Source organism: Nonomuraea glycinis (assembly GCF_035920485.1).
Taxonomy (GTDB): Bacteria; Actinomycetota; Actinomycetes; order Streptosporangiales; family Streptosporangiaceae; genus Nonomuraea; species Nonomuraea glycinis.
Genome location: NZ_CP109166.1, coordinates 6095244 through 6117186 on the forward strand (window position 1 = coordinate 6095244; position 21943 = coordinate 6117186).

At 69.3% G+C, this 21943-nt stretch carries 21 protein-coding genes and 2 pseudogenes; 13 read left to right on the forward strand and 10 right to left on the reverse strand.

The features are described from left to right. Positions 1 to 597, reverse strand: a complete 597-nt coding sequence (locus OHA68_RS28580) for a CBS domain-containing protein (protein ID WP_327103030.1) — start codon at positions 595 to 597, stop codon at positions 1 to 3. A gap of 2 nt (positions 598 to 599) precedes the next feature. Next, positions 600 to 1280 carry a CBS domain-containing protein gene (locus tag OHA68_RS28585; RefSeq protein ID WP_327103031.1) on the reverse strand — a complete coding sequence of 227 codons (681 nt, stop codon included), beginning with the start codon at positions 1278 to 1280 and terminating at the stop codon, positions 600 to 602. A gap of 266 nt (positions 1281 to 1546) precedes the next feature. Here OHA68_RS28585 and OHA68_RS28590 point away from each other — a divergent pair, with 266 nt between their 5' ends. Further along, on the forward strand, positions 1547 to 2074 hold the full coding sequence (locus tag OHA68_RS28590) for a hypothetical protein (protein ID WP_327103032.1): 528 nt from the start codon (positions 1547 to 1549) through the stop codon (positions 2072 to 2074). Positions 2075 to 2224: 150 nt separating this feature from the next. Here the strand turns inward: OHA68_RS28590 and OHA68_RS28595 are convergent, their stop codons facing one another. The 3 genes and pseudogenes from OHA68_RS28595 to OHA68_RS28605 form a co-directional block, all read right to left on the reverse strand. Continuing rightward, positions 2225 to 2674, reverse strand: a complete 450-nt coding sequence (locus OHA68_RS28595; RefSeq protein ID WP_407674514.1) for a pyridoxamine 5'-phosphate oxidase family protein — start codon at positions 2672 to 2674, stop codon at positions 2225 to 2227. A 52-nt stretch (positions 2675 to 2726) separates the two neighbouring features. Continuing rightward, a pseudogene (locus OHA68_RS28600) lies at positions 2727 to 2903 on the reverse strand (response regulator transcription factor); the annotation flags it as partial. A 127-nt stretch (positions 2904 to 3030) separates the two neighbouring features. Then, the gene (locus OHA68_RS28605; protein ID WP_327103034.1) at positions 3031 to 5622 is read right to left on the reverse strand and encodes a bifunctional acetate--CoA ligase family protein/GNAT family N-acetyltransferase; all 2592 of its coding nucleotides are present in this window, start codon (positions 5620 to 5622) and stop codon (positions 3031 to 3033) included. A gap of 160 nt (positions 5623 to 5782) precedes the next feature. On the opposite strand from OHA68_RS28605, the gene gap reads away from it, so the two are divergent. The 4 genes from gap (at position 5783) to OHA68_RS28625 (ending at position 8733) form a co-directional block, all read left to right on the forward strand. Then, entirely contained in the window at positions 5783 to 6769 is a 987-nt protein-coding gene (gene gap / locus OHA68_RS28610; protein ID WP_327103035.1) for a type I glyceraldehyde-3-phosphate dehydrogenase, read from the forward strand. A 104-nt stretch (positions 6770 to 6873) separates the two neighbouring features. Then, positions 6874 to 7716 carry a universal stress protein gene (locus OHA68_RS28615; protein ID WP_327103036.1) on the forward strand — a complete coding sequence of 281 codons (843 nt, stop codon included), beginning with the start codon at positions 6874 to 6876 and terminating at the stop codon, positions 7714 to 7716. Then, entirely contained in the window at positions 7713 to 8213 is a 501-nt protein-coding gene (locus tag OHA68_RS28620; RefSeq protein ID WP_327103037.1) for a CBS domain-containing protein, read from the forward strand. Before OHA68_RS28615 ends, OHA68_RS28620 begins: the two co-directional genes overlap by 4 nt. 1 nt (position 8214) lies before the next feature. Then, positions 8215 to 8733 carry a flavodoxin family protein gene (locus tag OHA68_RS28625; protein ID WP_327103038.1) on the forward strand — a complete coding sequence of 173 codons (519 nt, stop codon included), beginning with the start codon at positions 8215 to 8217 and terminating at the stop codon, positions 8731 to 8733. 120 nt (positions 8734 to 8853) lie between these two features. Here the strand turns inward: OHA68_RS28625 and OHA68_RS28630 are convergent, their stop codons facing one another. The 4 genes from OHA68_RS28630 to OHA68_RS28645 form a co-directional block, all read right to left on the reverse strand. Next, positions 8854 to 11454, reverse strand: a complete 2601-nt coding sequence (locus tag OHA68_RS28630; protein ID WP_327109569.1) for a cation-translocating P-type ATPase — start codon at positions 11452 to 11454, stop codon at positions 8854 to 8856. 141 nt (positions 11455 to 11595) lie between these two features. Beyond that, complete coding sequence (locus tag OHA68_RS28635; protein ID WP_327103039.1) at positions 11596 to 11772, reverse strand: MBL fold metallo-hydrolase RNA specificity domain-containing protein; 177 nt, start codon at positions 11770 to 11772, stop codon at positions 11596 to 11598. Continuing rightward, a complete protein-coding gene (locus OHA68_RS28640) occupies positions 11769 to 12668 on the reverse strand; it encodes a GerMN domain-containing protein (RefSeq protein ID WP_327103040.1) in 900 nt (299 codons plus the stop codon). Before OHA68_RS28640 ends, OHA68_RS28635 begins: the two co-directional genes overlap by 4 nt. Positions 12669 to 12828: 160 nt before the next feature. Then, positions 12829 to 13779 carry an Acg family FMN-binding oxidoreductase gene (locus OHA68_RS28645; RefSeq protein ID WP_327103041.1) on the reverse strand — a complete coding sequence of 317 codons (951 nt, stop codon included), beginning with the start codon at positions 13777 to 13779 and terminating at the stop codon, positions 12829 to 12831. A 368-nt stretch (positions 13780 to 14147) separates the two neighbouring features. Here OHA68_RS28645 and OHA68_RS28650 point away from each other — a divergent pair, with 368 nt between their 5' ends. The 5 genes and pseudogenes from OHA68_RS28650 to OHA68_RS28670 form a co-directional block, all read left to right on the forward strand. Continuing rightward, a complete protein-coding gene (locus OHA68_RS28650; protein ID WP_327103042.1) occupies positions 14148 to 15380 on the forward strand; it encodes an IS110 family RNA-guided transposase in 1233 nt (410 codons plus the stop codon). Positions 15381 to 15399: 19 nt separating this feature from the next. Further along, positions 15400 to 15702 (forward strand): cation transporting ATPase C-terminal domain-containing protein, encoded by a 303-nt coding sequence (locus OHA68_RS28655; protein ID WP_327103043.1) that lies wholly within the window; start codon positions 15400 to 15402, stop codon positions 15700 to 15702. A gap of 138 nt (positions 15703 to 15840) precedes the next feature. Further along, positions 15841 to 16368: a hypothetical protein gene (locus OHA68_RS28660; protein WP_327103044.1), complete on the forward strand. Its 528-nt coding sequence runs from the start codon at positions 15841 to 15843 to the stop codon at positions 16366 to 16368. Between the two features lie 151 nt (positions 16369 to 16519). Next, positions 16520 to 17353: a universal stress protein gene (locus tag OHA68_RS28665; RefSeq protein WP_327103045.1), complete on the forward strand. Its 834-nt coding sequence runs from the start codon at positions 16520 to 16522 to the stop codon at positions 17351 to 17353. An 85-nt stretch (positions 17354 to 17438) separates the two neighbouring features. Next, positions 17439 to 17615 (forward strand): annotated as a pseudogene (locus OHA68_RS28670) (sigma factor); the annotation flags it as partial. Between the two features lie 119 nt (positions 17616 to 17734). Here the strand turns inward: OHA68_RS28670 and OHA68_RS28675 are convergent. Beyond that, positions 17735 to 18568 carry a CPBP family intramembrane glutamic endopeptidase gene (locus OHA68_RS28675; RefSeq protein WP_327103046.1) on the reverse strand — a complete coding sequence of 278 codons (834 nt, stop codon included), beginning with the start codon at positions 18566 to 18568 and terminating at the stop codon, positions 17735 to 17737. 589 nt (positions 18569 to 19157) lie between these two features. On the opposite strand from OHA68_RS28675, the gene OHA68_RS28680 reads away from it, so the two are divergent. The 3 genes from OHA68_RS28680 (at position 19158) to OHA68_RS28690 (ending at position 21635) form a co-directional block, all read left to right on the forward strand. After that, entirely contained in the window at positions 19158 to 19781 is a 624-nt protein-coding gene (locus OHA68_RS28680; protein WP_327103047.1) for an NADPH-dependent F420 reductase, read from the forward strand. 52 nt (positions 19782 to 19833) lie between these two features. Beyond that, positions 19834 to 20775, forward strand: a complete 942-nt coding sequence (locus OHA68_RS28685; protein WP_327103048.1) for an SDR family oxidoreductase — start codon at positions 19834 to 19836, stop codon at positions 20773 to 20775. A gap of 308 nt (positions 20776 to 21083) precedes the next feature. Next, a complete protein-coding gene (locus OHA68_RS28690) occupies positions 21084 to 21635 on the forward strand; it encodes an EF-hand domain-containing protein (protein ID WP_327103050.1) in 552 nt (183 codons plus the stop codon). Positions 21636 to 21943 lie beyond the last annotated feature (308 nt).

Consider the following 21943-nt stretch of genomic DNA (forward strand, 5'->3'; position numbering starts at 1 on the left):
TCACCTCGAATGCCTGACCCGGACGATTCCGGGAACGGTGCGGGCGAGCAGGTCGGCGATGTGGTCGGCGTGCTCGTGGGGTGGCCCGCTCAGCTCGGCCACGCCGTTGTGCACGGCGACCTGCCAGCTCGGGCCGGAGGGGTACTGCTCGCGGAGCGTGGCGATGACGGCCTGGCGCAGCTCGTCGTCGGGGCGCGCCAGCATCGCCATCAGGTCGCGGCGGCTGATCATGCCGACGATGCGGTCGCCACGCATGACCGGCAGGCTTTTGATCCGCTTGCCGACCATGAGGTCGATGACCTCGGTGATGTCGGTCGTCTCGGAGACGGTGACGACCTTGTGGCTCATCACCTCCAGCACCAGGTGCGGCGGAGGTCCGTCGGGCGGCGGGGCGGGCCGGACGGTCGCGCGTGGGTCCGGCTCGAACTCGCCACGCAGCAGGTCCAGTTCGCTGACCACGCCCACCAGACGGCCGGTGTCGTCGACGACGGGGGCGGCAGTGATGTCGTGTTCGTACAGCGCCCGCACAGCCTGCCGTACCGGATCGGTACGGCGGACCGTGATGGCGGGGCTGCTCATGACCTCACGCACGAGCATGGTTATCGGGCCTCCCACTTGCTGTCGTCGTGCTTCCAGTTCAGCTTGTCGATCACGTCCACCACGCCGTTGACCCGGCTGGTCATGCGGACGGCGATGGCGGTCTCGGTGCGGCGGTCCATCCAGCCGCTCAGCGTCACGATGCCCTGCTGCACGTCGACGTGCACGCGCTCGGTGTCCACCCACAGGCCTCGCTCGAGAACCTCGTCGCGGACCTCGGTGGCGAGGTCGTCGTCGCTCCGCAGGAACAGCTTGACCAGGTCGCGGCGGCTGACGATGCCGGCCAGGCGGCCGTCGCGGTCGACGACGGCCAGTCGCTTCACGTCATGGTGGTCCATGCTGCGGGCGGCGGTGACCGCCGATGCCTCGTCCGTGATCGTGATCGGTGGGCTGGTCATCAGCTCGGCCGCGGTGTCGCCGGACGCCTTCTGCCTGCCCTTGGGGTGTCGCAGCCGGGCGCGCAGCGGCGGACGGTAGCCCTCGCGGTAGAACTCCTCCCTGAACTCCTCCTTGCGTAGCAGATCCGCCTCCGACACCATGCCGATCACGTGGTCGTCGTCATCGATGACGGGCACGGCGCTGATGCCGCGCGCGATCAGCGTCTCGGCGATCTCCCTGAACGGCGTGGTCGCGGTGACGGTGGTGACCTTGCCGGTCATCACGTCCTTGACGGTCGTGCGCATCGCGTACCTCCTGTGTCGGTGGTTTCATCACAACCCGGTGGCCGGTCGGCCTTTAGGGCCGGAGGTCCCGGGTGGCCCGGTCGTAGGTCATCGCGTGTGGTGCAGCAGCGCGGGGCCGACATCTCGCACTACTTCCTCTGGGCCTGTGGATGGAAAGGACCAAGGTCCTCCTGCGGCGGGCTGTACGGCACTGCGCCCGAGCCGCCGGAAACGGGTGTGATGGAGGTGCGAGAACGACAGCCACCCGGCACGGAAAGGGGCCCGTCATGGCCACCACGATCAACCAGCGCGTCACGCAGACCGGAACCGGTCAGACGGGCCGCCGTCCGGTCGACTACGTCTGGGCGATCGCCCGGATCTCGCTCGGCTGGATCTTCCTGTGGGCGTTCCTGGACAAGGCCTTCGGATGGGGTTTCGCCACTCCGGCCGAGCGCGCGTGGATCGCCGGCGGCAGCCCGACGACCGGCTTCCTCAAGGGCACCGGAGAGAACGCCCTCGGCGGCTTCTTCAGCACATTAGCGGGGCAGGTGTGGGTGGACTGGCTGTTCATGGCCGGCCTGCTGGGCATCGGCACCGCGCTCATTCTCGGCGTCGGCCTGCGTGTCGCCGCCGCCGCCGGCACCCTGATGCTGGCAATGATGTGGGCGGCCGAGCTGCCCCTGGCCAACAACCCGTTCATGGACGACCACATCATTTACGCCGTCGTCCTGATCGGCCTGGCCCTGGCCAACGCGGGCACCACCCTCGGCCTCGGCAAGCTGCCCGCCATCCAGAGCAACCCGTATCTCAAGTGATCCATATGCCCTTCGCGCCCACCCCTGGCGAGGGGTGGGCGCGAAGCCGTGTGGGTGCGAGCCTGAGCCACATGACAGGCCAGATCGCCGACTTGATCGAGGCTTCCCGCGGCCACCTCGGCTTCATGCCCGGCGGCGGCGGCTTCGACGTCATCGCCTTGAAGACAGGGGGGACTCGGCTGTGCTGGCGTGTTCCGCGGTGATGCGGCGGCCGGTCACCTGCTCGGCCTCCACCACGATGTAATGGTCACGGTTACCCGGCGCCCACGCAGTCAACGGTAGCGCCGCGAGCCTGGCGATTTCGTCGAGATCGTGCACGGCTCGCGCGTGCCCGACCACGGTCACCGACCAGCCGGTCCGCAGATCGGGATCGAACTCGTCGGCTTCGAAGGCCACCACCGCATGCCGGGTGGCGGCGGCCAGCTTCGATCCGATCGAGGTACGAATCACGATGTGCTCGCCGTCCAGCCGGAAGTTAACCGGCTGCACAGCCGGCAGGGCGCGATCGGTGAACACGATCCGCCCGATCGGCGCACAGGACAACAGGCGCAGGCATTCCTGGCGAGAAAGCACTTGAAGCCCGGATGAGTCGTGTTCCATACCCATCAGCATTCCTACCTGGCCATCACTCCGGTTAGGGGCGAAGGTCCCATCATCGTTCCCGATCAGCCCGCAATCGTGCCGACAATGCCGCGGCCTGCGTCCGGCGCTGCATGTTCAGCTTGGACAGCAGGTTGAACACGTAGTCCTTGACCGTCTTCTCGGCCAGGAACATCCGCTCGCCGATCTGCCGGTTCTCCAGTCCCTCGCCGATCAGGTCACGGCTTTGCGGGGACTTGGATCAAGGCATCGGTGCGGTATGCGTCGGTCTTGGCATCGGGCTGGCTGCCAGGCGGACACCTACCAGGAGGACTGCGGTGCCACCGAGAAGCAGGCGATGAGGGTGAGGACGCCGGTCAGCGTAGGTGCCGAAGCAGCGGGGAAGGCTGCGGGTGGCAGGGCCTCAGCCTGATGCGCGCGTCCACCGTGATCGCGCCGCCCGGTGTGACGATGACCGGGTTGAGATCGAGCTCGGCCACCTGGGGGAGGTCCTCGAGCAGTCTGCCGATGCGTTCGAGCTGCTCGGCCAGTGCGGTTACGTCGACGGGGGGCGAGCCACGGTAGCCGTACAGCAGGGGGGCGCAGCGCAGCTCGTTGATCATGGTGATGGCGTCGGTGACGGGCGGTACCCGGAAGGCGCGGTCGGCCAGGAGGTCGGCCAGCACCCCGCCCATGCCGACCATGACGAGCGGCCCGAAGGCCGGGTAGTTGACGCCGCCGACGATGATCTCGACACCACTGGGCAGCATGGGCTGGACGATGGCGCCTGTCATCTCCGGCCCGATGCGTGCTGACATTTCGTGATACGCCTGCCGGATCTCATCCGGGTCCTGGAGGTTGAGCCGGACACCGCCGATGTCGCTCTTGTGCACCGGGCCCACGGCCTTGAGCACGGCGGGCAGCCCGATGCGAGAGGCCGCCGCGGCAGCGGCTTCGGAGCCGTCCACTTCCACGGATTCCACCAGCGGCACGCCGTAGCAGCGCAGCAGCAGGGCGGTGACCGCCGGGGAGAGCCAACAGCCCTCAGGGCGTGCCGCCAGCTCCGTTCGAACGATTTCCCGTGCCGTCTCCGCGTTCACCGACGCGGGAGAGGCCGCAGGTTCGACGGGGCGCCGCCGCCATTCGGCATAGCGCACGACGTGGGCGAGGGCTTCGACGGCCTGATCGGGAAAGGCGTAGCCGGGCACGTGGCCGTCGATGAGGTCGTCGTGGCCGATGACGCAGGCCAGCACGGTTGTGGCCGTCCCTCGGGCGGCCTCGGCGATGGCCTGGCGAGTGGCGTCAATGCCGGACCCGAACGGCGGCGTGTAAACGACGAGCACCACGTCCACCTCAGGCGCCTCGACGAGTGCCTTGACGGCGGCGCCGATCTCGACGGCGGTCGCGTCGGCGGTCAGGTCGACCGGGTTGCCCAGCGCGGCGGAGGCACGGCCCTCCAGTAACCCCGGTGGCAGCTCCGGAACGACGAGACCGTGACGTTCGCAAGCGTCGGCGGCCATCGCCTGGGGCCCGCCCGAGTTGCCGACGATGGCGACCCGTGATCCCCGGGGGAGGGGCTGGGCGGCCAGGAGCTTGGCGGTGTCGATCAGCTCCTGCACGCTGTCGAGCCGGATGACGCCTGCGGCCCGAGTGAGCGCGTCCACCGCCACGTCAGGGGTGGCCGCGGCCGCGGTGTGCGAGCGCACGGCCCGGTCGCCGGCATCGCTACGGCCACTCTTGACCAGCAAGACCGGCTTGCGCGCCCCGACCCGGCGGGCGATCCGGGCGAACTTGCGCGGGTTGCCGAACGACTCCAGATAGAGCGCGATCACATCGGTGTCCTCGTCGTCCTCCCAGTACTCCAGCAGGTCGTTGCCGCTCACGTCGGCCTTGTTGCCGACGGAGACGAACGAGGAGACGTCCAGCCGTTCCAGGAGGGCGGCCCCTACCGCGCCTGACTGCGACATCACCGCCACCCGGCCCCGGACGGGGCGGTGGGGAAGGAAGCTGGCGTTGAGCCGTGCCCCGGTGTTCACCACTCCCAGACAGTTGGGCCCCACCAGGCGCATCCCGGCCGTGCGGCAGATTCCCAGCAGCTCCGACTCCACGTCACGCTGTCCGGTCTCGGCGAAGCCCGACGTCAGCACGACCAGCCCTGCCACTCCCGCGTTCGCACAGTCGCGGGCCACGTCCAGCACGTACCGGGCGGGGACCGCCACGACCGCCAGGTCCACGCCGTCAGGGACCTTGCTGTGGCAGGCCAGACCGGCCACCTCGACGGCGTTGGGATTCACCGGATGGATCGGCCCGGCGAAACCGCCGTCGAGCAGGTTGCGCAGCACCTTGTGCCCGATGGCACCCTCGTCCCGGCTCGCGCCGATCACCGCGACGGAGCGGGGTGACAGCACCCGCGCCAGCGACGCCCGTTCGGCCTCGTGATCGCGGGAGGCGATACTCTCGCGCAGCCTGGCCGTGGGTTCGGCGGCGATGCTGACGTGCAGGACATCGCCGTCGGCGCGATGGGTGATGTCCAGGCCGAGGTCGTGCAGGACCCGCATCATCGATCGGTTCTCGGCCAGCACGTCGGCCACCAGTTCGCGCACGCCGTGCTCAGCCGCGTCCAGGGCGACATGTTCGAGCAGCAGCGTGCCGAGGCCGTGCCCGTGGACGGCGTCGTCCAGAAGGATGGCCAGGTCAGCGGTGCCGCTGTCGACGGGGATGTACTCGGCGACCGCGACCAGCCGGCCTCGGAGGTCGGCCACCAGCGCATGGCCACAATACGTGTCGCTGGTAACGCGGTCCATGTAGGCGTGCGCGGTGTTGCGGCCGCCGGTGAAGAAGCGCAGATACGCCGAGCGTTCCGACGAGCGGTCCACCAACTCGTGCAGGGCGCGGCGGTCGCTGGGGCGCAGCGGGCGCACATGGGCGATGGCGCCGTCGCGCAGCAGTACGTCGTATCCCGCAGGCATGATTGCCCTCCCGTTCGCCATGACGTGCTCTCACTTCAAGACTGCTCGGTGCGCGATAGGGCGGGCAGAGCCGGGCGGCCTTGCCGCTGGGGCCGAAAGTCCCACCTCGCGCCGACCGTCGCCTCTGAACGCCGATTTCGGAGCGCTGGACGATGAAGGCATGAGAATCGGAATCAATGGGTTCGGCCGGATCGGCCGGGCCGTCCTGCGTCGCGCGCTCAGCACCGACCTGGACATCGTCGCCATCAACGACATCACCGACCCGGCCGCGCTGGCCCACCTGCTCAAACATGACTCCACGTACGGCCCGCTCGACCTGCCCGTCACCGCCTCCGCCACAACGCTGGAAGTCAACGGCAAGACCATCGCGGTCAGCGCCTGTGCCGATCCGGCGGAGATCGATTGGCGCGCCCACGACGTCGAGCTGGTCATCGACGCCACGGGGCGGTTCCGTACCAGAGACGGGCTGACCGGCCACCTGAAGGCCGGCGCCCGCCGGGTGCTGCTGTCGGCGCCGGGCAAGGATCTGGACGTCACCATCGTGCCGGGCGTCAACGACGCGGCCTACGACCAGGCCCGGCACGAGATCATCTCGCTGGGGTCGTGCACCACGAACTGCGTGGCCCCGATGGTCAAGGTGCTGCACGAGCACTTCGGCCTCGTGCGCGGCTTCATGACCACCATCCATGCCTACACCGGTGACCAGATGCTGCTCGACGCACCGCACAAGGACCCGCGCCGGGCGCGCTCCGCAGCCGTCAACATCATCCCCACCACCACCGGCGCCGCCCGCATGGTCGGCCAGGTCCTGCCCGAGCTCAACGGCCGCCTGGACGGCATCGCCATCCGCGTACCCGTGGAGGACGGCTCCATCACCGACCTGTCCGCCCAGCTCAGCCGCCCCGTCACCGCGCAGGAGGTCAACGACGCCTTCGCCATCGCCGCCCAGAACGAACTGCGCGGCATCCTGCGCTACAGCACCGACCCCCTCGTCTCCCGAGACATCATCGGTGACGCAGCCTCCTGCGTCTTCGACTCCGCCCTCACCCAGAGCGGCGGAGACCTGGTCAAGGTCTTCGGCTGGTACGACAACGAATGGGGCTACGCCAACCGGCTGGTCGAAATGGCCCAGCGGATGGCACCTTGACGAGGGACCAATGGCATTGCCTTCCAGGACTTCCTCCTCCGGCGCCGCACCGCCGGCGTCGGCGACGCTGGCGGTAAGAGATCCCAGCCGCGAAGGAGAACGAGATGGCCGGTCAGATCGTGGTCGCTGTGGATGGATCCGCACCGGCGACCGCAGCGGTGGAATGGGCAGCCGCCGACGCCCGGCGGCGCGGGCGTGACCTGCGGATCGTGCACGTGTGCGAACAATGGCCGCACAGCGAAGCCGCCGAGTACTGCATCGGGACGCTGGAGGCCGCCGCCGACCGGGCACGCGAGCTGGCCGGCACGGTCAAGGTGACGACCGAACTGCTCTCCGGACATGCGGTCGACCAGCTGATCGACGAGTCCGCGTCGGCCGACAGCCTGGTTCTGGGCAGCCGAGGGCTCGGTGGGTTCGCCGGACTGGTGGTCGGCTCGGTGAGTATCGCCGTGGCCGGGCACGCCGCCGGGCCGGTCGTCGTCGTCCGCGCGCCCCGCGTGACAGAGCACGGCCGGGTCGTGGTCGGCTACGACGGTTCGGAGCACTCGCGGGCCGCCATGGAGTACGCCGTTGAGCAGGCGAGGGCACGCCGGGCGCAGCTGCACGTGGTCTCGGCCTTGCCGGTACCGATCGTCTCCTCGTACGCCGCAGCCGCCTACAGCGGCATGATCGAGCAGGCGATCCAGGAGGAGAGCCAGGCGGCACGCGAACGCGTGATCCCCTGGCGGCAGGGCAACCCCGACTTGGTCATCACCGATGGGGAGTCGCGCGAACATCCGGTCTCCGCCCTGATCGCCGCGGCCGGGACAGCCGATCTCGTGGTGGTGGGATCGCGTGGGCGGGGCGGCTTCGCCTCGGCGGTGCTCGGTTCGGTCAGCCACGGGGTGCTGCATCACGTTGCCTGCCCGGTCGCCGTGGTCCGGCCTCGTGCGGGGGAGGCGTCATGAGCGTCGAGTCGATGACGGCCGGGCAGGTGATGAGCCGCGTCCTGGTGGCCGTCAAGCCGGATGAGTCGCCGCTGATGGCCTGGGAGCTGATGCGCCGGGCCGGCGTGCATCACCTGCCGGTCGTCGCCGGGCGGCACGTGCTGGGCATCCTGACCCGCGAGGAGTTAGCCGCGTCCTGGTCCGGCGGGCCACAAGAGCAATCCATCCGGCCTGTACGTGAACTGCTGGGCAGGGAACGCATGCCGCGGGTCGGCCTGGACATGCGGCTGGACCGGGTCGCGGCCGTCATGCTCGACGCCGGCGTCGATGCCGTGCCGGTCCTGTCCGGCGGCCTGATCGGTCTGATCACCGCTCGCGATGTGCTGTCCGCGGTCGCCGGCCGTACCGGCGCCTCGGACGGGCCGGGCGAAGTGGTGACCGGCATGTTCCATCTAGAACCGGTCCTGCCGCCACGGAACGAACCGGTCCCGCCGACACGAAGCTGGAGGGAGGCGTGACATGGACGCTCTTGTGGTCTACGAGTCCATGTTCGGCAATACACAGAAGATCGCTGAGGCGGTGGCGGAGGGATTGGCCACCCGGATGCGGACCGAGGTGACGGAGGTGGACGCCGCGCCCGCCCACGTGGGACAGGAGATCGCGCTCCTGGTGGTAGGCGGGCCGACCCACGCCTTCTCCATGAGCCGCACCTCCACCCGCCAGTCGGCCGCCCAGCAGGCGGCCGGGCCGCTGGTCTCCCGTGGGAAGGGCGTGCGGGAATGGCTGGCCACGCTGAGCACGTCTTCGGCCGCGCTCGGCTGGGCCGTCTTCGACACCCGTGTGGCCAAGCCCCGCCTGCCGGGCTCGGCAGCCCGCGCCGTGGCCAGGCGGCTGCGACGTCTGGGCGTCAGGTCCGTCGCGCCGGTGCAGAGCTTCTACGTCACCGGTACGCAGGGGCCCTTGGCCGAGGGCGAGCTTGATCGGGCCAGACGATGGGGTGAGAGCCTCGCTGCTTCATTCTCGGTCCCCACTCCTTGACCAGTGCACAGGCGCCCGGCGGTCACAACCGCCGGGCGCTTCGTCATGCGGGTCGAAGCACGGTGAGACAGGCCTGCCTCCGGGCCGGCGGGAACTGCGGTGTGCTCGTCGCCGCCGTTCTCACCGATGCGTGGCGTGGTCCGACAGATCGGATGCCTCATCCGGGAGTGGGTCCGTGGCGGTCGTCCGGGGACGGGGGGACGGGTGCAGGATCCGGTCGAGGCGGGCGGCGGCGTAGCCGAGTACGGACAGCGCGGTGACGATCAGCAGGTCGCCCATGGTCAGCGGTTCGGTGCCGAGAAGTTCGCGCAGCGGCGGAAGGTACAGCCCCGCCAACTGCAGAACGAGCGCGCCGGCGACGGCGACGAGCAGCATCGGGTTGGCCAGCGAGCCGGGCCGTGTCCGGGAGCCCAGCGCCACGCCGAGTTGAGTGGCGCCGAGGGTGAAGAAGGCCATGCTCTGCCACGGCCGTCCGGTCTGCGATGCCCAGATGGCGACGCCCAGTGTGACGACGGTGAGCACGACGGCGATCCGGATGATCCGCTGCCACAGCCCTGCGCCCAGGATGCTCTGGTCAGGATGCCTGGGCGGGCCCGTCATGGTGCCCGGTACGGTCGGCTCACCGCCCAGGGCCACGCCGGGCAGGCCGTGGGTGAGCAGGTTGATCCACAGGATCTGGGCGGGAAGCAGGGGGAGCGGGAGCCCGGCGAACGGGCCGAGCAGCATCACGGCGATCTCGGCCGCGCCACCTGACAGTCCGTAGACCAGGAACCGGCGGATGTTGGCGTAGACCCGGCGCCCCTCTTCGACGGCCGCGACGACGGTGTCCAGATTGTCGTCGGCGAGCACGAGGTCGGCCGCCTGCCGAGCCACCTCGGTGCCGCGCTTGCCCATCGCCACGCCGATGTCCGCACGTCGCAGTGCCGGGCCGTCGTTGACCCCGTCGCCGGTCATCGCGAGGACACCTCCCCGAGCCTGCAGGCCCTGGATGATGTCGAGCTTCTGCTCCGGCGTGGCCCGCGCATAGACGCCTGCCGGCTCCTGACCGAGCGCGCCGGGCTCGCGGCAGTCGACGACCCGATCGCCGGCGTCGATGATGCCCAGGTCGGTGGCGATGGCGCGGGCGGTGCCGGCATGATCTCCGGTGATGAGCAGTGGCCTGATCCCGGCCCGTCGGCAATCGGCGATGGCGGCGGCCGCTGAAGGACGCGGCGGATCCAGGATCGCGATCAGGCCGAGCAGTGACAGGCCGCTTTCCGGCACCGTCTCGGGGACGGCGTCGAGTTCGGTGCCCGCGACCGCCAGGAGCCGGTATCCGGCGTGGGCCAGCTGGTCGGCCCGCGCGGCGGCCTGGGCCAGCAGCGCCGGATCATCGACGAGCACGGCCGGATGGAGCAGCGCTTCGGGCGCTCCCTTGCAGATCACCCGGGCCCGTCCCGAGGGCAGGAGGTGTACGGTGCTCATCCGCTTACGGTCACTGTCGAAGGCCAGCTCGGCCACCCTGGGGAAGCGCGCCTGCACGTCCTGGCGGTCGAGGCCGAGCTTGGCGGCGGCGGCGAGCAGGGCCGCCTCGGTCGGGTCGCCCAGCGCCGTCCATTCCCCGCCGGTGTCGTTCGGGGGTGCCAGCCGCGCGTCATTGCACAGCGTCGCCGCGGTCAGCAGTTCGGTGAGGCTCGTGGTGTCGAGAGGCTGGTCATGGACGATCTCGCCGTCGGGTGCATAGCCGGAGCCGCTGATCGTGGCCTCTGCTGACGGGGCCCAGATCTTCTGGGCGACCATGCGGCCCTCGGTGAGGGTGCCGGTCTTGTCGGTGGCGAGTGCGGTCACTGAGCCGAGGGTTTCCACGGCCGGCAGGCTGCGGACGAGTGCGCTGCGCGCGGCCATCCGGCGGGCGCCCGAGGCCAGGCTCAGGGTCACGACGGCGGGAAGAGACTCGGGTACGGCGGCGACCACCAGGCTGATCGCGGTCACCACCATCAGCTCGACCGGCTGTCCGCGGACCAGCCCCAGCGCCAGCACCAGCGTCGACAGCAGCACGGTGACACCGGCCAGCAGACGGCCGACCCCCACCAGGCGTCGTTGCAGGGGTGTCAGCCCGGACCCTGTGACCATCAGGGAGGCGATGCGCCCGCTGGCACTCGCCGCGCCGGTCGCGGTGACCACCGCCCGCCCCCGGCCTCGCACGACGACGGTGCCGGAGGAGACAGGGGAGCCGCCGGACTTGTCCACCGGTACCGACTCGCCTGTCAGAGCGGACTCGTCCACGAGCAGGGCCGTGGACTCCACCACGTCGGCGTCAGCGGGGACGATGTCGCCCTCGGCGAGCACCAGGAGATCTCCCACGACGACGTCGCTCGCCGAGATCTGCTGCTGGTGGCCGTCACGGACCACGCGCGCCTCCGGAGTGGCGAGCTGTGCCAGGGCCGTGATGGCCCGGTCCGCGCGGATTTCCTGCCCCACTCCTACGGCGGTGTTGACGACGATCACCAGCGTGATCACGGCCGTGTCGGTCCAGTCGCCCGTGACGATGGTCAGCACCACGGCGACGAGCAGGACGATGATGAGCGGATCACGGAGCTGCGAGGCGACACGCCGCCACACGGGGACGGGCGGTTTCTGCGGGAGCAGGTTGGGTCCGTCCCGTTTCAACCGCGCGGACGCCTCCGCCGACGAGACTCCACAAGCTGAGGGCATCACGTTGACGTCCTTCCTGACCGCCATGGTCACCGGTCGGCGGAATCGATGGTGGTGTCGTCTTGCGTAGTAGTCTTCGCGATTGCTTACGCCGTAAAACAGGGACGATGGTCCTTTTTAGGTACGGCCGAAAGCGCGCCGCAGTGAGGCGCTCAATCCTGAGGTCGTTCATCGGAAGCCGGGGCCTGGCCAGACGAGAACGCGCTCGCCGGGCCTGGGCGCCACGGCCGGCCAGCCGAGGTCGACGCGGATGCGGTCGCGTAGTGCTTGGAAGGCGTCCGGTTCGCCGTGCACGACGTAGGTGACGGCGGGGGGCCGTACGGCGGTCGAGGTCGACGTGTTCATGGCTCCAGCGACTGCGGGATGGAGTCCGATCGGCCAGTTGGCTGCTGGGTCGTTCCGGCGGCGTCGTAGATCTTCACCCATGTGATCGAGGGGAACTGCTTGAGCGTGGGCCTGATCTGGTCGGCGATGGTGAACGTCGAGCCTCCGCTGGTGATGCGGCCGGTGAGGTAGACCCTGGCGATTCCCCTCTTGATGGTGAACTTGCTGAAACCGGTGGCCTTGGAGCTGATAAAGCGCAGCCCTCTGGCTTTCTCGGCCTGGGTGGGTCCGGCGAACAGGCGCTGCAGGGCGCCGTACGCAGTGGCCGGCGGGATCACTGGCCGCTGCACGGCTGTGGTGTACGGCCTGCGTCCGGTGTCGTAGTTGGCGGTGTTGAGGAAGTAGTCGCGCGCCGACACGGTCCGGTAGGCGGTGGCGATGTCGACGACGACGCGGCTCGGCCGGGTGAGCGTGTAGACCCGGTACGGCACGCGCTTGGCCAGCGCGGCACCGAAGGTGAGTGTCCCCTCGAAGTCGCCGGCGTTGACGACCTGGATGATGCCGGGCAGCGCGTACGTCCTGCGGGTCGGCCCGTAGGTGACGTGGCCATGGCGGTCGTGGCCGTCGGCCCGGTCGAACCGGATCTGCAGCACAGCGTCGCCCACGGCGTTCACGTACCGGCCGGACCCGTCGGCGATCAGCTTGGGCACGTAGCGGACGTCACGCTGGGCGGGCACCCGGCCGCGGAATTCGAAGACCAGCCGATCCAGGCCGTAACGGTGTGCGGCCCGGACGCCGACCAGGGTGGACGGGACGGCGTGCTGCTGAGTCGCCTGCGCCGGTACGGCCGGTAACCCGGTGGAGGTGGCCACCATCGTGATGGCTATGAGAGGGCGGATCGGGAGCATGGAGATCATCTCTTTCCCCTGTGAGTTCTCCTGATCTCAGCGTGGCCTCTGCCGCCTATGGACGACACCGGCGAACGTCCCTTACCTCTGGGCCCTCTGGCACAACGGGATCAAAGCCATGCGTGGAACCCGTCCCAGATCCCACGCCCAGCCACGTTGTCTCGCGACCTCAGGCGGTTTCCAGCTCGGTCGCGGGGCGGCGCGGGCTGCGGGGAAGGTCCGGTCCGTAACCGAACCGGATGATCATCTGGGCGTGTCCGCGGTGATGGTGCGGGTCTCGGCGCCCGCGCATGTCCCGCAGGTCGAGCGGCTGGTTCAGGAACGACGCCGACACCCCGTGCCTGGCAGCGACCAGGAGCACCCGCTGCAGAGCCTGACCGGCCCGCAGCCAGTCGATGGGCCGATCTCCCATGGTGGTCAGCACCGCGAGCTGCGGTCGTTCCTCGAAGCGCGCCTTGCCGTCCTGGCGCCCGAAGTCCCGGACGGGTGCCGGGTCTCGCAGTCCATGCGGCCCGTGGACGTAACTCGGCATGCCGTCGTGCCGCGCGCCTGGCATCGTCCACGCGGCGAGCTCTGCTCGGTAGTCGTGGTCGTGGCCGAGCTCATCCTCGGCCATGACCGCGTAGTCGAGTATGTCGGTCGTGCCGTGCCGGTCGAGGAACACGAGACCCGCGCCTTCTCGGGAGGCGGCTTGCCGGAGCTCGGCCAGCACCGCGCGTGGCAGGACGCGGTCAGCGAAGGGATGGCGGCTGGTGCGGCGTACGGGGATGAGATCGTACAACTCGCGATATTCGACGGGGACGGGCGACGTCCCGGCCGGGCGCACGGCCGCCAGCAGCCCGGGCTCCTCAGGCGATGGCAGCAGCCACACCATCGGCCGCCGCCCGGCCGTGCGCACCGCCAGGCGCAGGTTGAACAGGGCCGCACCGCAGCTGACGTACTGGCTGCGGCCGCGTGGATCACTGGCACGCAACCGCCGGTCGGGATCGGTGAGCACCTCGACGCACTCCCCTCGGGCCACGCGAAAGCGCCACGGCTGGGTGTTGAGCACTGACGGCGCCTGACCGGCCGCCACCAGCAACCGCCGGACGCCGAACTCGCTAGCGAGTGAAACGGACATCACACACCTCCTGTCACCGACACTTCCGCAGCCGCTCGACGCCGGTGAGTGCCGGACGGCCCCAGACTCCGTGCCATAGGTCCCTGCCCAGCGGCCGAGCCGGGCGCCAACAGTGGTGGTCACTGGTGCACCTTCTTCTTGCGAGCGCTGAAAGAGTGCTTGTGGTTGGATGCCGGTGAGAGCCGGGGTGACGGCCTGGTGGTGGTGGCTCGTTGAGGGCCCGCATGACACTGCCGCCCCCGGCTCTTTCGGGTCTGTTGACCGGCAACAGAGGGACGCGCCGTAGAGCGCCGGTCAGTGACCGCCCGGAGAGCAGTCCCGTCACCGGCATCACGCTGTGGATTGTGTCGAGCTGCGTGAGGAGCCTTGTGGCACTGCAAGATTGCGTCTACTACGTCGGGATCGACTGGGGTTCGGCCGAGCATGCGGTGTGCGTGCTGGATGAGGCGGGCCGGGTGAAGACCCGGTTCACCATCGCTCACACCGCCGCCGGATTCGCCGACCTGGCCCGCAGGCTGGGCAGGCTCGGTGAGGCCGAGCAACTGCCGATCGGGATCGAGCGTCCCGACGGCCGCCTGGTCGATGTGCTGCTGGAGGCCGGGCATCCCGTGGTCCCGGTGAAGTCGAACGCGATCAAGGCCTGGCGAGATGCCGAGGTGTTGTCCGGGGCCAAGTCCGACGCCGGAGACGCCCACGTCATCGCCGAATACCTGCGGTTGCGCCAGCACAAGCTGACCCCGGCCCGGCCGTTTTCCGGGCAGACCAAGGCGCTGCGCACCGTGGTACGCACCCGCGATGACATCATCAAGCTGCGCGTAATGGCCACCAACATGCTGTCGGCGCTGCTGGATGCGTTCTGGCCCGGTGCCAAAGAGATCTTCGCCGATGTTGAGTCGCCCATCGCGCTGGCGTTCCTGACCGCCTACCCCACTCCGGTGAGCGCTGCTCGGCTGGGTGAAAAGCGGATCGCGTCGTTCTGTGCCAAGCACGGTTACTCCGGCAAACGGCCCGCCGCCCAGTTGCTGGCTCGGCTGCGGTCGGCACCACCCGGGGCCACCGGTGAGGCCGAGACCGCCGCAGGCCGGGACGCGGTACTGGCCCTGGTCACGGTCTTGACGACGCTCGGGACGGTCAAGAAGGAGCTGGACCGCTCGACCGCCACTCACCTGGCCGCCCATCCCGACGCCCAGGTCTTCACCTCGCTGCCACGCTCTGGCCTGATCAACGCCGCCCAGATACTGGCCGAGTGGGGCGATGCCCGCAGCGCCTACGACGGCCCGGACGCGGTGGCGGCCTTCGCCGGCGTCGCCCCCGTCACCAAGGCCTCCGGCCGCCACCACGCGGTCGGCTACCGGTGGGCATGCAACAAACGCCTGCGCCAGGCCATCACCACCTTCGCCGGCAACAGCCGTCACACCAGTCCATGGGCCGCCGACATCTACCAGCGAGCCCGCGCCCGCGGCAAGGACCATCCCCACGCCATCCGGATCCTGGCCCGCGCCTGGGTCCGGGTGATCTGGCGATGCTGGCTCGACGGCGTTCCCTACAACCCCACCAAACACGGGGCCGCAGCGGCATTCATGGAGCCTCAAGCGGCGTGAGGTTGACACAGGGGGTGTCATGGCTGCTGTTCTTCGACACAGGCAAGGACTCACCACCGTAGAAGCGGCGGCCCGGCCGGCCGTCGACGGACCCGACATCCTGCCGTCGGCCCTCGGGACCGACCTGCTGCCCGCCTTGGCGCTGGGCGCCGAGCCGGCCGATCCCCGTGCCATGCGCGGCCCGGCCCGTACCGGAAACCTCATCGACCGCCGCTTGCTCGCTCGCGTGTTCGGCGTGCTCGGCCAGTTCGCCAACGCCTTCGCCTTGGCGGGCGAGGGGCCGGACGCTCCGGTGTGGTGCGCGAGGAGCCGGCCGTCCTGACCCCGCCACCCGATCTTGTGGAGTGAGAGGACCAAGGTCCCTCGGCCGCGGACCGTACGGCACTGAACGCGAGCGGCCGCGAACGGTGTGATGGAGGTGAGACAAGAACGCACGACAGAACAGAAAGGGAAGCCCGTCATGGCCACCACCAAGCACAAGCCCGTAATGGACACCAGCGTTGGCGAGGCGGCGCGGACCCCCGTCGACTACGTCTGGGCCGTCGCCCGCATCTCGATCGGCTGGGTCTTCCTGTGGGCGTTCCTGGACAAGACCTTCGGCTGGGGCTTCGCCACCCCGGCCGAGCGTGCCTGGATCGCCGGCGGCAGCCCCACCACCGGCTTCCTCAAGGGCACCGGTGAGAACGCGCTCGGCGGCTTCTTCTCGAGCCTGGCCGGGCAGGCGTGGGTGGACTGGCTGTTCATGGCCGGCCTGCTGGGCATCGGCGCCGCGCTGATCCTGGGCGTGGAGCTGCGGATCGCCGCCGTGGCCGGCACCGCGATGCTGCTCATGATGTGGGCGGCCGAGCTGCCCCTGGCCAACAACCCGTTCATGGACGACCACATCATCTACTCGATCGTCCTCATCGGCCTCGCCCTCGCCGGCGCCGGTACCACCCTCGGACTCGGCAACCTGCCCATCGTCCAGCGCAGCCCCTGGCTCAAGTAGCCCATCCACCCCCCCGCCCACCCCGCCACCGGGGTGGGCGGGTCGTCTTTCGCGCCCCGATCAGCCCAATGGGATACGGGGCGAGCACAGGCCCTTTCGACGCTGGGCCGACGGCGATCTGCGGCGTGTCCCGAGGAACGAAGGAGGAAACATGATTCTCGTGGGAGTGGACGGCTCGCGAGCCGGGCTCGAGGCCGTGAGCTGGGCGGCGCGGGAGGCGGCACTGCGCGATGTGCCCTTGACCGTGGCACATGTCGTGCCGCGCTGGGCGTACGAGACGACAACCGGCGGCTATGCCGAGGTGGCCGCATGGATGCGCGCGGGCGGCAAGACCGTGCTGGCTGCGGCGGAGGACCGAGCGCGCACGGAGGAACCGAAGATCAGCGTGCGGACGACGTTCCTGCCCGACGATCCACGCGCCGCCCTGATCGAGGCGGCGCAGAGCGCCGACCTGCTGGTCGTCGGAAGCCACGGGCTCGGCGGGGTGCGCGGGCGGCTTGTCGGGTCGGTGGCGTACGGGGTGGCCGGGCGTGCCGCATGCGACGTCGTCGTGGTCCGCCCGCCCCTCCCGGCGCCGGCCGGTGAGATCGTGGCCGGGGTCGACGGTTCTCAGGCGTCGCCACAGGTCCTGGCCTTCGCCTTCGCCGAGGCACAACTGCACGGTGCGCGGCTGCGTGTCGTGCACGTCAGGGCCTGTCAGGGCGGGCTCGACCCGGCATATCCCGGTGGAGAGGACGACGGGCTGAGCGCGTTGAAGGAAGCACTGAACACCCTTCGTGCGCGACACCGGGACGTGCCTGTCGTCGAGGAGCTCGTGCACGGCCATCCGGCCGAGGTGCTGCGGCAGGCCGCGACCGGCGCGGATCTGCTGGTGGTGGGCTCGCACGGGCACGGTACGTTCGCCGGAATGGTCCTGGGCTCGGTCAGCCACGCGCTGCTGCACCACGCACCGGGCCCACTCGCCGTGGTCAGGACGGCACGATGACCGTCGTGGCCGACCCACAGGACCAGGTGAGCGACCACCTCGCCCAGATCGGCGCCACCCCGCTGCTGACCGCGAGAAGGAGACAGCGCTCGCCAAGCGGTACGCGCACCGCGGCATGTCGCTGGCGGACGTCATCCAGGACGGCAACCTCGGCCTGATCGAGGCCGTCGAACGCTTCGACCACACCCGGGGCAACCGCTTCTCCACCTGGGGGATCCGCAAGGCCATCCAACACGGTGCTCACCGGTATTCGGATGCCGCGGATGAACTCCATCATGGAATGGTGGGTGCGGTCCTGCCGCCACGAGCACCAACGCGAGCGGCACTCCCGGACCGTGACGTCCATCTGCCGTCACCGGTCCAGGACCCGCCGGAGTTCGATCATCTGGCGAGCCTCGCGGCCGCCTCCGCCCGGGCCGAGCGACGGACGGGGACCACGTGACCACGCCGGTGTGCCAGCCACATGAACACGACGGTGGCCACCACGCCGAACACCACGGCGTACACACTGCCCTCCGGTCCGAAGTCGCCGCCCGTGACCAGCGCTGGACCCGACATCGTCGCGTCCAGCAGGCCCTGCGGGGTGTTGCTGCCGGACACCTTGGTGCTGAAGATGGCGCTCGCGGCAATGTTCCAGCCGAAGTGCAGACCGATCGGCAGCCACAGCTTGCGGGTGGCGATGTACGCGGCGGTCAGCATCCCGCCTGCCTCGATGGCGATGGCGATGGCGCCCCACAGGGTGGCGTTCGCGTTGAGCAGGTGGAGCAGGCCGAACAGCGAGCCGGTCAGCACGAGCGCGATCCAGGTTCCGGTCCAGTGCTCGACGTTCCGGAACAGGACACCGCGGAAGACGAGCTCCTCGGTCACGGCGGCACCCACCATGATGCCGAGCAGGCCGACGGCGCTCGCCGGCGTGCCCAGGCCGTTGATCGTGTAGTCGCCTAAGAAGGCGATGTTCGCGATGACTGCCCCGAACAGCGCGATGCCGAGCAGCATGCCCCAGCTGATCCCCGCGCCTGCTCCCGTCAGCGACACCTCGACGGGGGCCCGGTGCTCGGTGCGCCGCACCACCCAGCCGTAGACCAGGACCGCGACGACGGCCGTCAGCAGGCCGGCGGCGAGCGCCAGCCAGGGGTTGTCCTTCACCCCCGCAGTGCCCAGATTGCCGAGGATCCAGACCGCCACAACCGCCAAGAGCTGCCATATCAGACGCACGATGACTCCTTCGTGAGAATCCGCGGCGGGAGCGCCGCAGGCTACTAGCAGGGGTGCGCTCAGCCCTCGACCGCGCGGGTGCCAATGGCGCGGCCCATACTCCCCAGGCCGATGATGCTGATGCTGCTCATGGGTGTGCCTGACGCCATGCCCACCCGTCGTTGTCCCCGGCTGTGTCATCGACGCCGCCATTGGTTAACGTGTGAACCAGAAGGTACGCCGCACTTGGTTACCATGTCAACCAAGACGAGTTCGAACGACCTCAGCCGGCCTTCGGGCGCCTCGGAGAGATGGGCCAGGACCTGGTAGTCAATGGCCGACAACCCGTACCGGTTGCGCAGCTGCCGCTCGAGGAACTCCGACAGCCCGTCCTGCATCTTCATCAAGCTGCGCCAGGCCCGCTGTTCTCGCTCGTCCAACTCACCGCGGCTCGGTCACGCACGTCACTTGACCGTCTGGTTGACATGGTAACCAAGTGCGGCGTACCTTCTGGTTCACACGTTAACCAAATGGGGGCGTCGATGACACAGCCACGGACAACGGCAGGTGGGCATGGCGTCCTATCCAACTTCAGAAAGCAGGCACACCCATGAGCAGCATCAGCATCATCGGCCTGGGGAGTATGGGCCGCGCCATCGGCGCCCGCGCGGTCGAGGGCGGCCACGCCGTCGAGGTCGTCGGTCGCGACGCGGCCAAGGCCAAGGACCTGGCCGCCGCGCTCGGCGGCGGCGCCACGGCCGGGACATTCGGCACCGCCCCAGCCGGCGACATCGTCATCCTGGCCGTGCCGAACGCCAGCGCCGTGCCGGTCGTCGCCCAGTACGGGGACGCGCTAGCCGGCAAGGTCATCATTGACATCACCAACCCCATGAAAGCCGACGCCAGCGGGCTGACCACCCCTGACGGCACTTCGGCCGCGCAGGAGATCGCCAAGGCCGCCCCGGCGAGCGCGCACGTCGTGAAGGCGTTCAACACCGTCTTCGGCCACGTCCTGACCCCGGGGCGCCCATTGGACGTGCTCTTCGCCGGGGACGACGCGCGGGCCAAGGCCGACGTATCGGCGTTCATCCAGAGCCTCGGACTGCGCCCCCTGGATGCCGGAGGCCTGGAGATGGCGCACTGGCTGGAAGGGACCGGCCTGCTGATGATCAACCTGGCCCGCCACGGCGTGGGCGACTTCAACTTCGCCCTCGGCATCAGCAATCTCAGCTGAGCACACCAGCACCACCAATTCTCGCGCCACCTCACTCATAAGGAACAGCAGAATGCGCGTTTTCGTCACTGGCGGGACCGGCCATTCCGGTTCGTACATCGTCCCCGAGCTCATCGCCGCCGGGCACGAGGTCACCGGCCTGGCCCGGTCGGACACTGCCGCGGCGGCGTTGTCCGCGCTCGGCGCGAAGGTGCGTCGCGGCGACCTCGGGGATCTCGACGGGCTCAAGGAAGCGGCCGCGGACTCAGACGGCGTCATCCACGTCGCACACAGGCAAGACCTGCTCTTCTCCGGCGGGATCCACGCCGTGGCCGCCGCCGAGCTCCCGATCATGCTCGCCTACGGCGAGGCACTGGCGGGAACCGGAAAGCCGCTGGTCGCGGCGGGGAGCATCGGCTCGCCCGGGCAGGGATTCCTGGGCCGGACGGCCACCGAGGAGGACCCGGCCCTTCCCAGTGGCGATGAGCACAAGGGCACCCTGCGGGCTCGTAACGTCGTGGAAACCGCCGTAGTCGGCCTCGCCGAGCGGGGAGTGCGGTCTTCGGTCGTGCGGATCGCCAACATCGCCCACAGCACGACCGATCGTGCCGGCTTCCTCGTGCAGCTGATCGCGCTCGCGAAGGAGAAGGGCTTCGTCGGCTACCCCGGAGACGGCGCGAACCTGTGGAACGCCGTGCACATCCGCGATGTCGCCTCCTTGTTCCGCCTGGCGCTGGAGAAGGGCCCGGCCGGCAAATACTGGCACGCGGTCGACGACGGGGCCATCCCGTTCCGGGAGATCGCCGAGGCCATCGGCAGCCGTCTGGGCCTGCCCGCCGTGAGCGTTCCCGTGGACGAACTGGTGCTGCCGGGATACTTCGGGTTCCTCGCGAACATCGTCACGCAGAGCTACCCGGCGTCCAACCTCGTCACCCGCCGGACCCTCGGCTGGGAACCCGCTCAGCCCCGCCTGCTCGCCGATCTGAACAACGGCCACTACTTCCCCGCCAGCTGACGGCAAGGACCCGAGTCTCAACGAGTCCGGCACATGACAAGGAGGGCGGCTCAGAATATGACGACTGTGGGATTCATCGGCAGCGGCGCCATCGGCAGCACCATCGCGCCGTGACCTCTGCGGCCACCGTGTCTATGTTCGTCGTCACAAGAAGTCGACCGGCGCGGGCTCACCCCGCTGTTCCCTACCGACATGACCCCGTACGGGCAGATCCAGCTGCGCACCGATCGGCGCCTTGACCTCACCGGGCTGCCGACGCCGCGACGCGATGTTGACTTAGAGTGATGGAATAGATACTTTGCGTTTCCATGACTGTGCTTCAAGACCTCAAATACCGGCAGTGGTTCCGGGGCGCTGACGTCGACGGGGACGGATTCATCACTCAGCGGGACGTCCGGCTGATGAGCGAGCGTTACATCGCCGCTCGTGGCGCCGCAGCGGACGCCGCGACCGCCCATCGGCTCACCGAGGGGATGGACGCGTTCTGGTCGAACGTGATCGCGCCGATGGATCAGGATGGCGACGGGAAGGTCGATCTGCGGGAGATGACCGAAGGGTTCCGGCGGGTCCTGACCGATCCCGCGCTGTACCCACAGCAGATCGAGCCGGTGACCGACTGCTTTCTCGACCTCAGTGATCTCGATGCGGACGGCAAGATCGACCAGGTGGAGTTCCGGCAGATCTTCGAGTCGGTCGCCGACGTTCCCAGCGAGGACTGCGCAGCGGTCTTCGCCGCGCTTGACCTGGATGGCTCGGGCAGGTTGGACCGCGCCGAGTTCCACAAGGCGATCGCGGAGTTCTTCTACGGCGACGACCCCGATGCCCCCGCCAACCACCTGTTCGGCATGCTCGCCGAGTGACAGCACGCGCCCGCCACACCGGCAGGGGCGCTGGTTCACGATCGCGCCAAAGGGCTGCGATTCGGCGGGGAGGGATGTGCGGCCCGAACGAGCCGCACATCCCCTGCCGCCTGTGCGTGATGCGCGGCGCAGCGGTGCGGGGCTTAAAGAGCACGCCGGACAAGGACCCTGCCTATTCGCCGATAGACGGTGCTGTGGGAGCGCTCTTCAAGCGTCGACTTCACGCGCGTACAGTGCGAAGACAGGGTGTATTCAGGATCCCGGTATCTACTTCACAAGCCCTCCAACAGCCAATCATGATCTGCCCT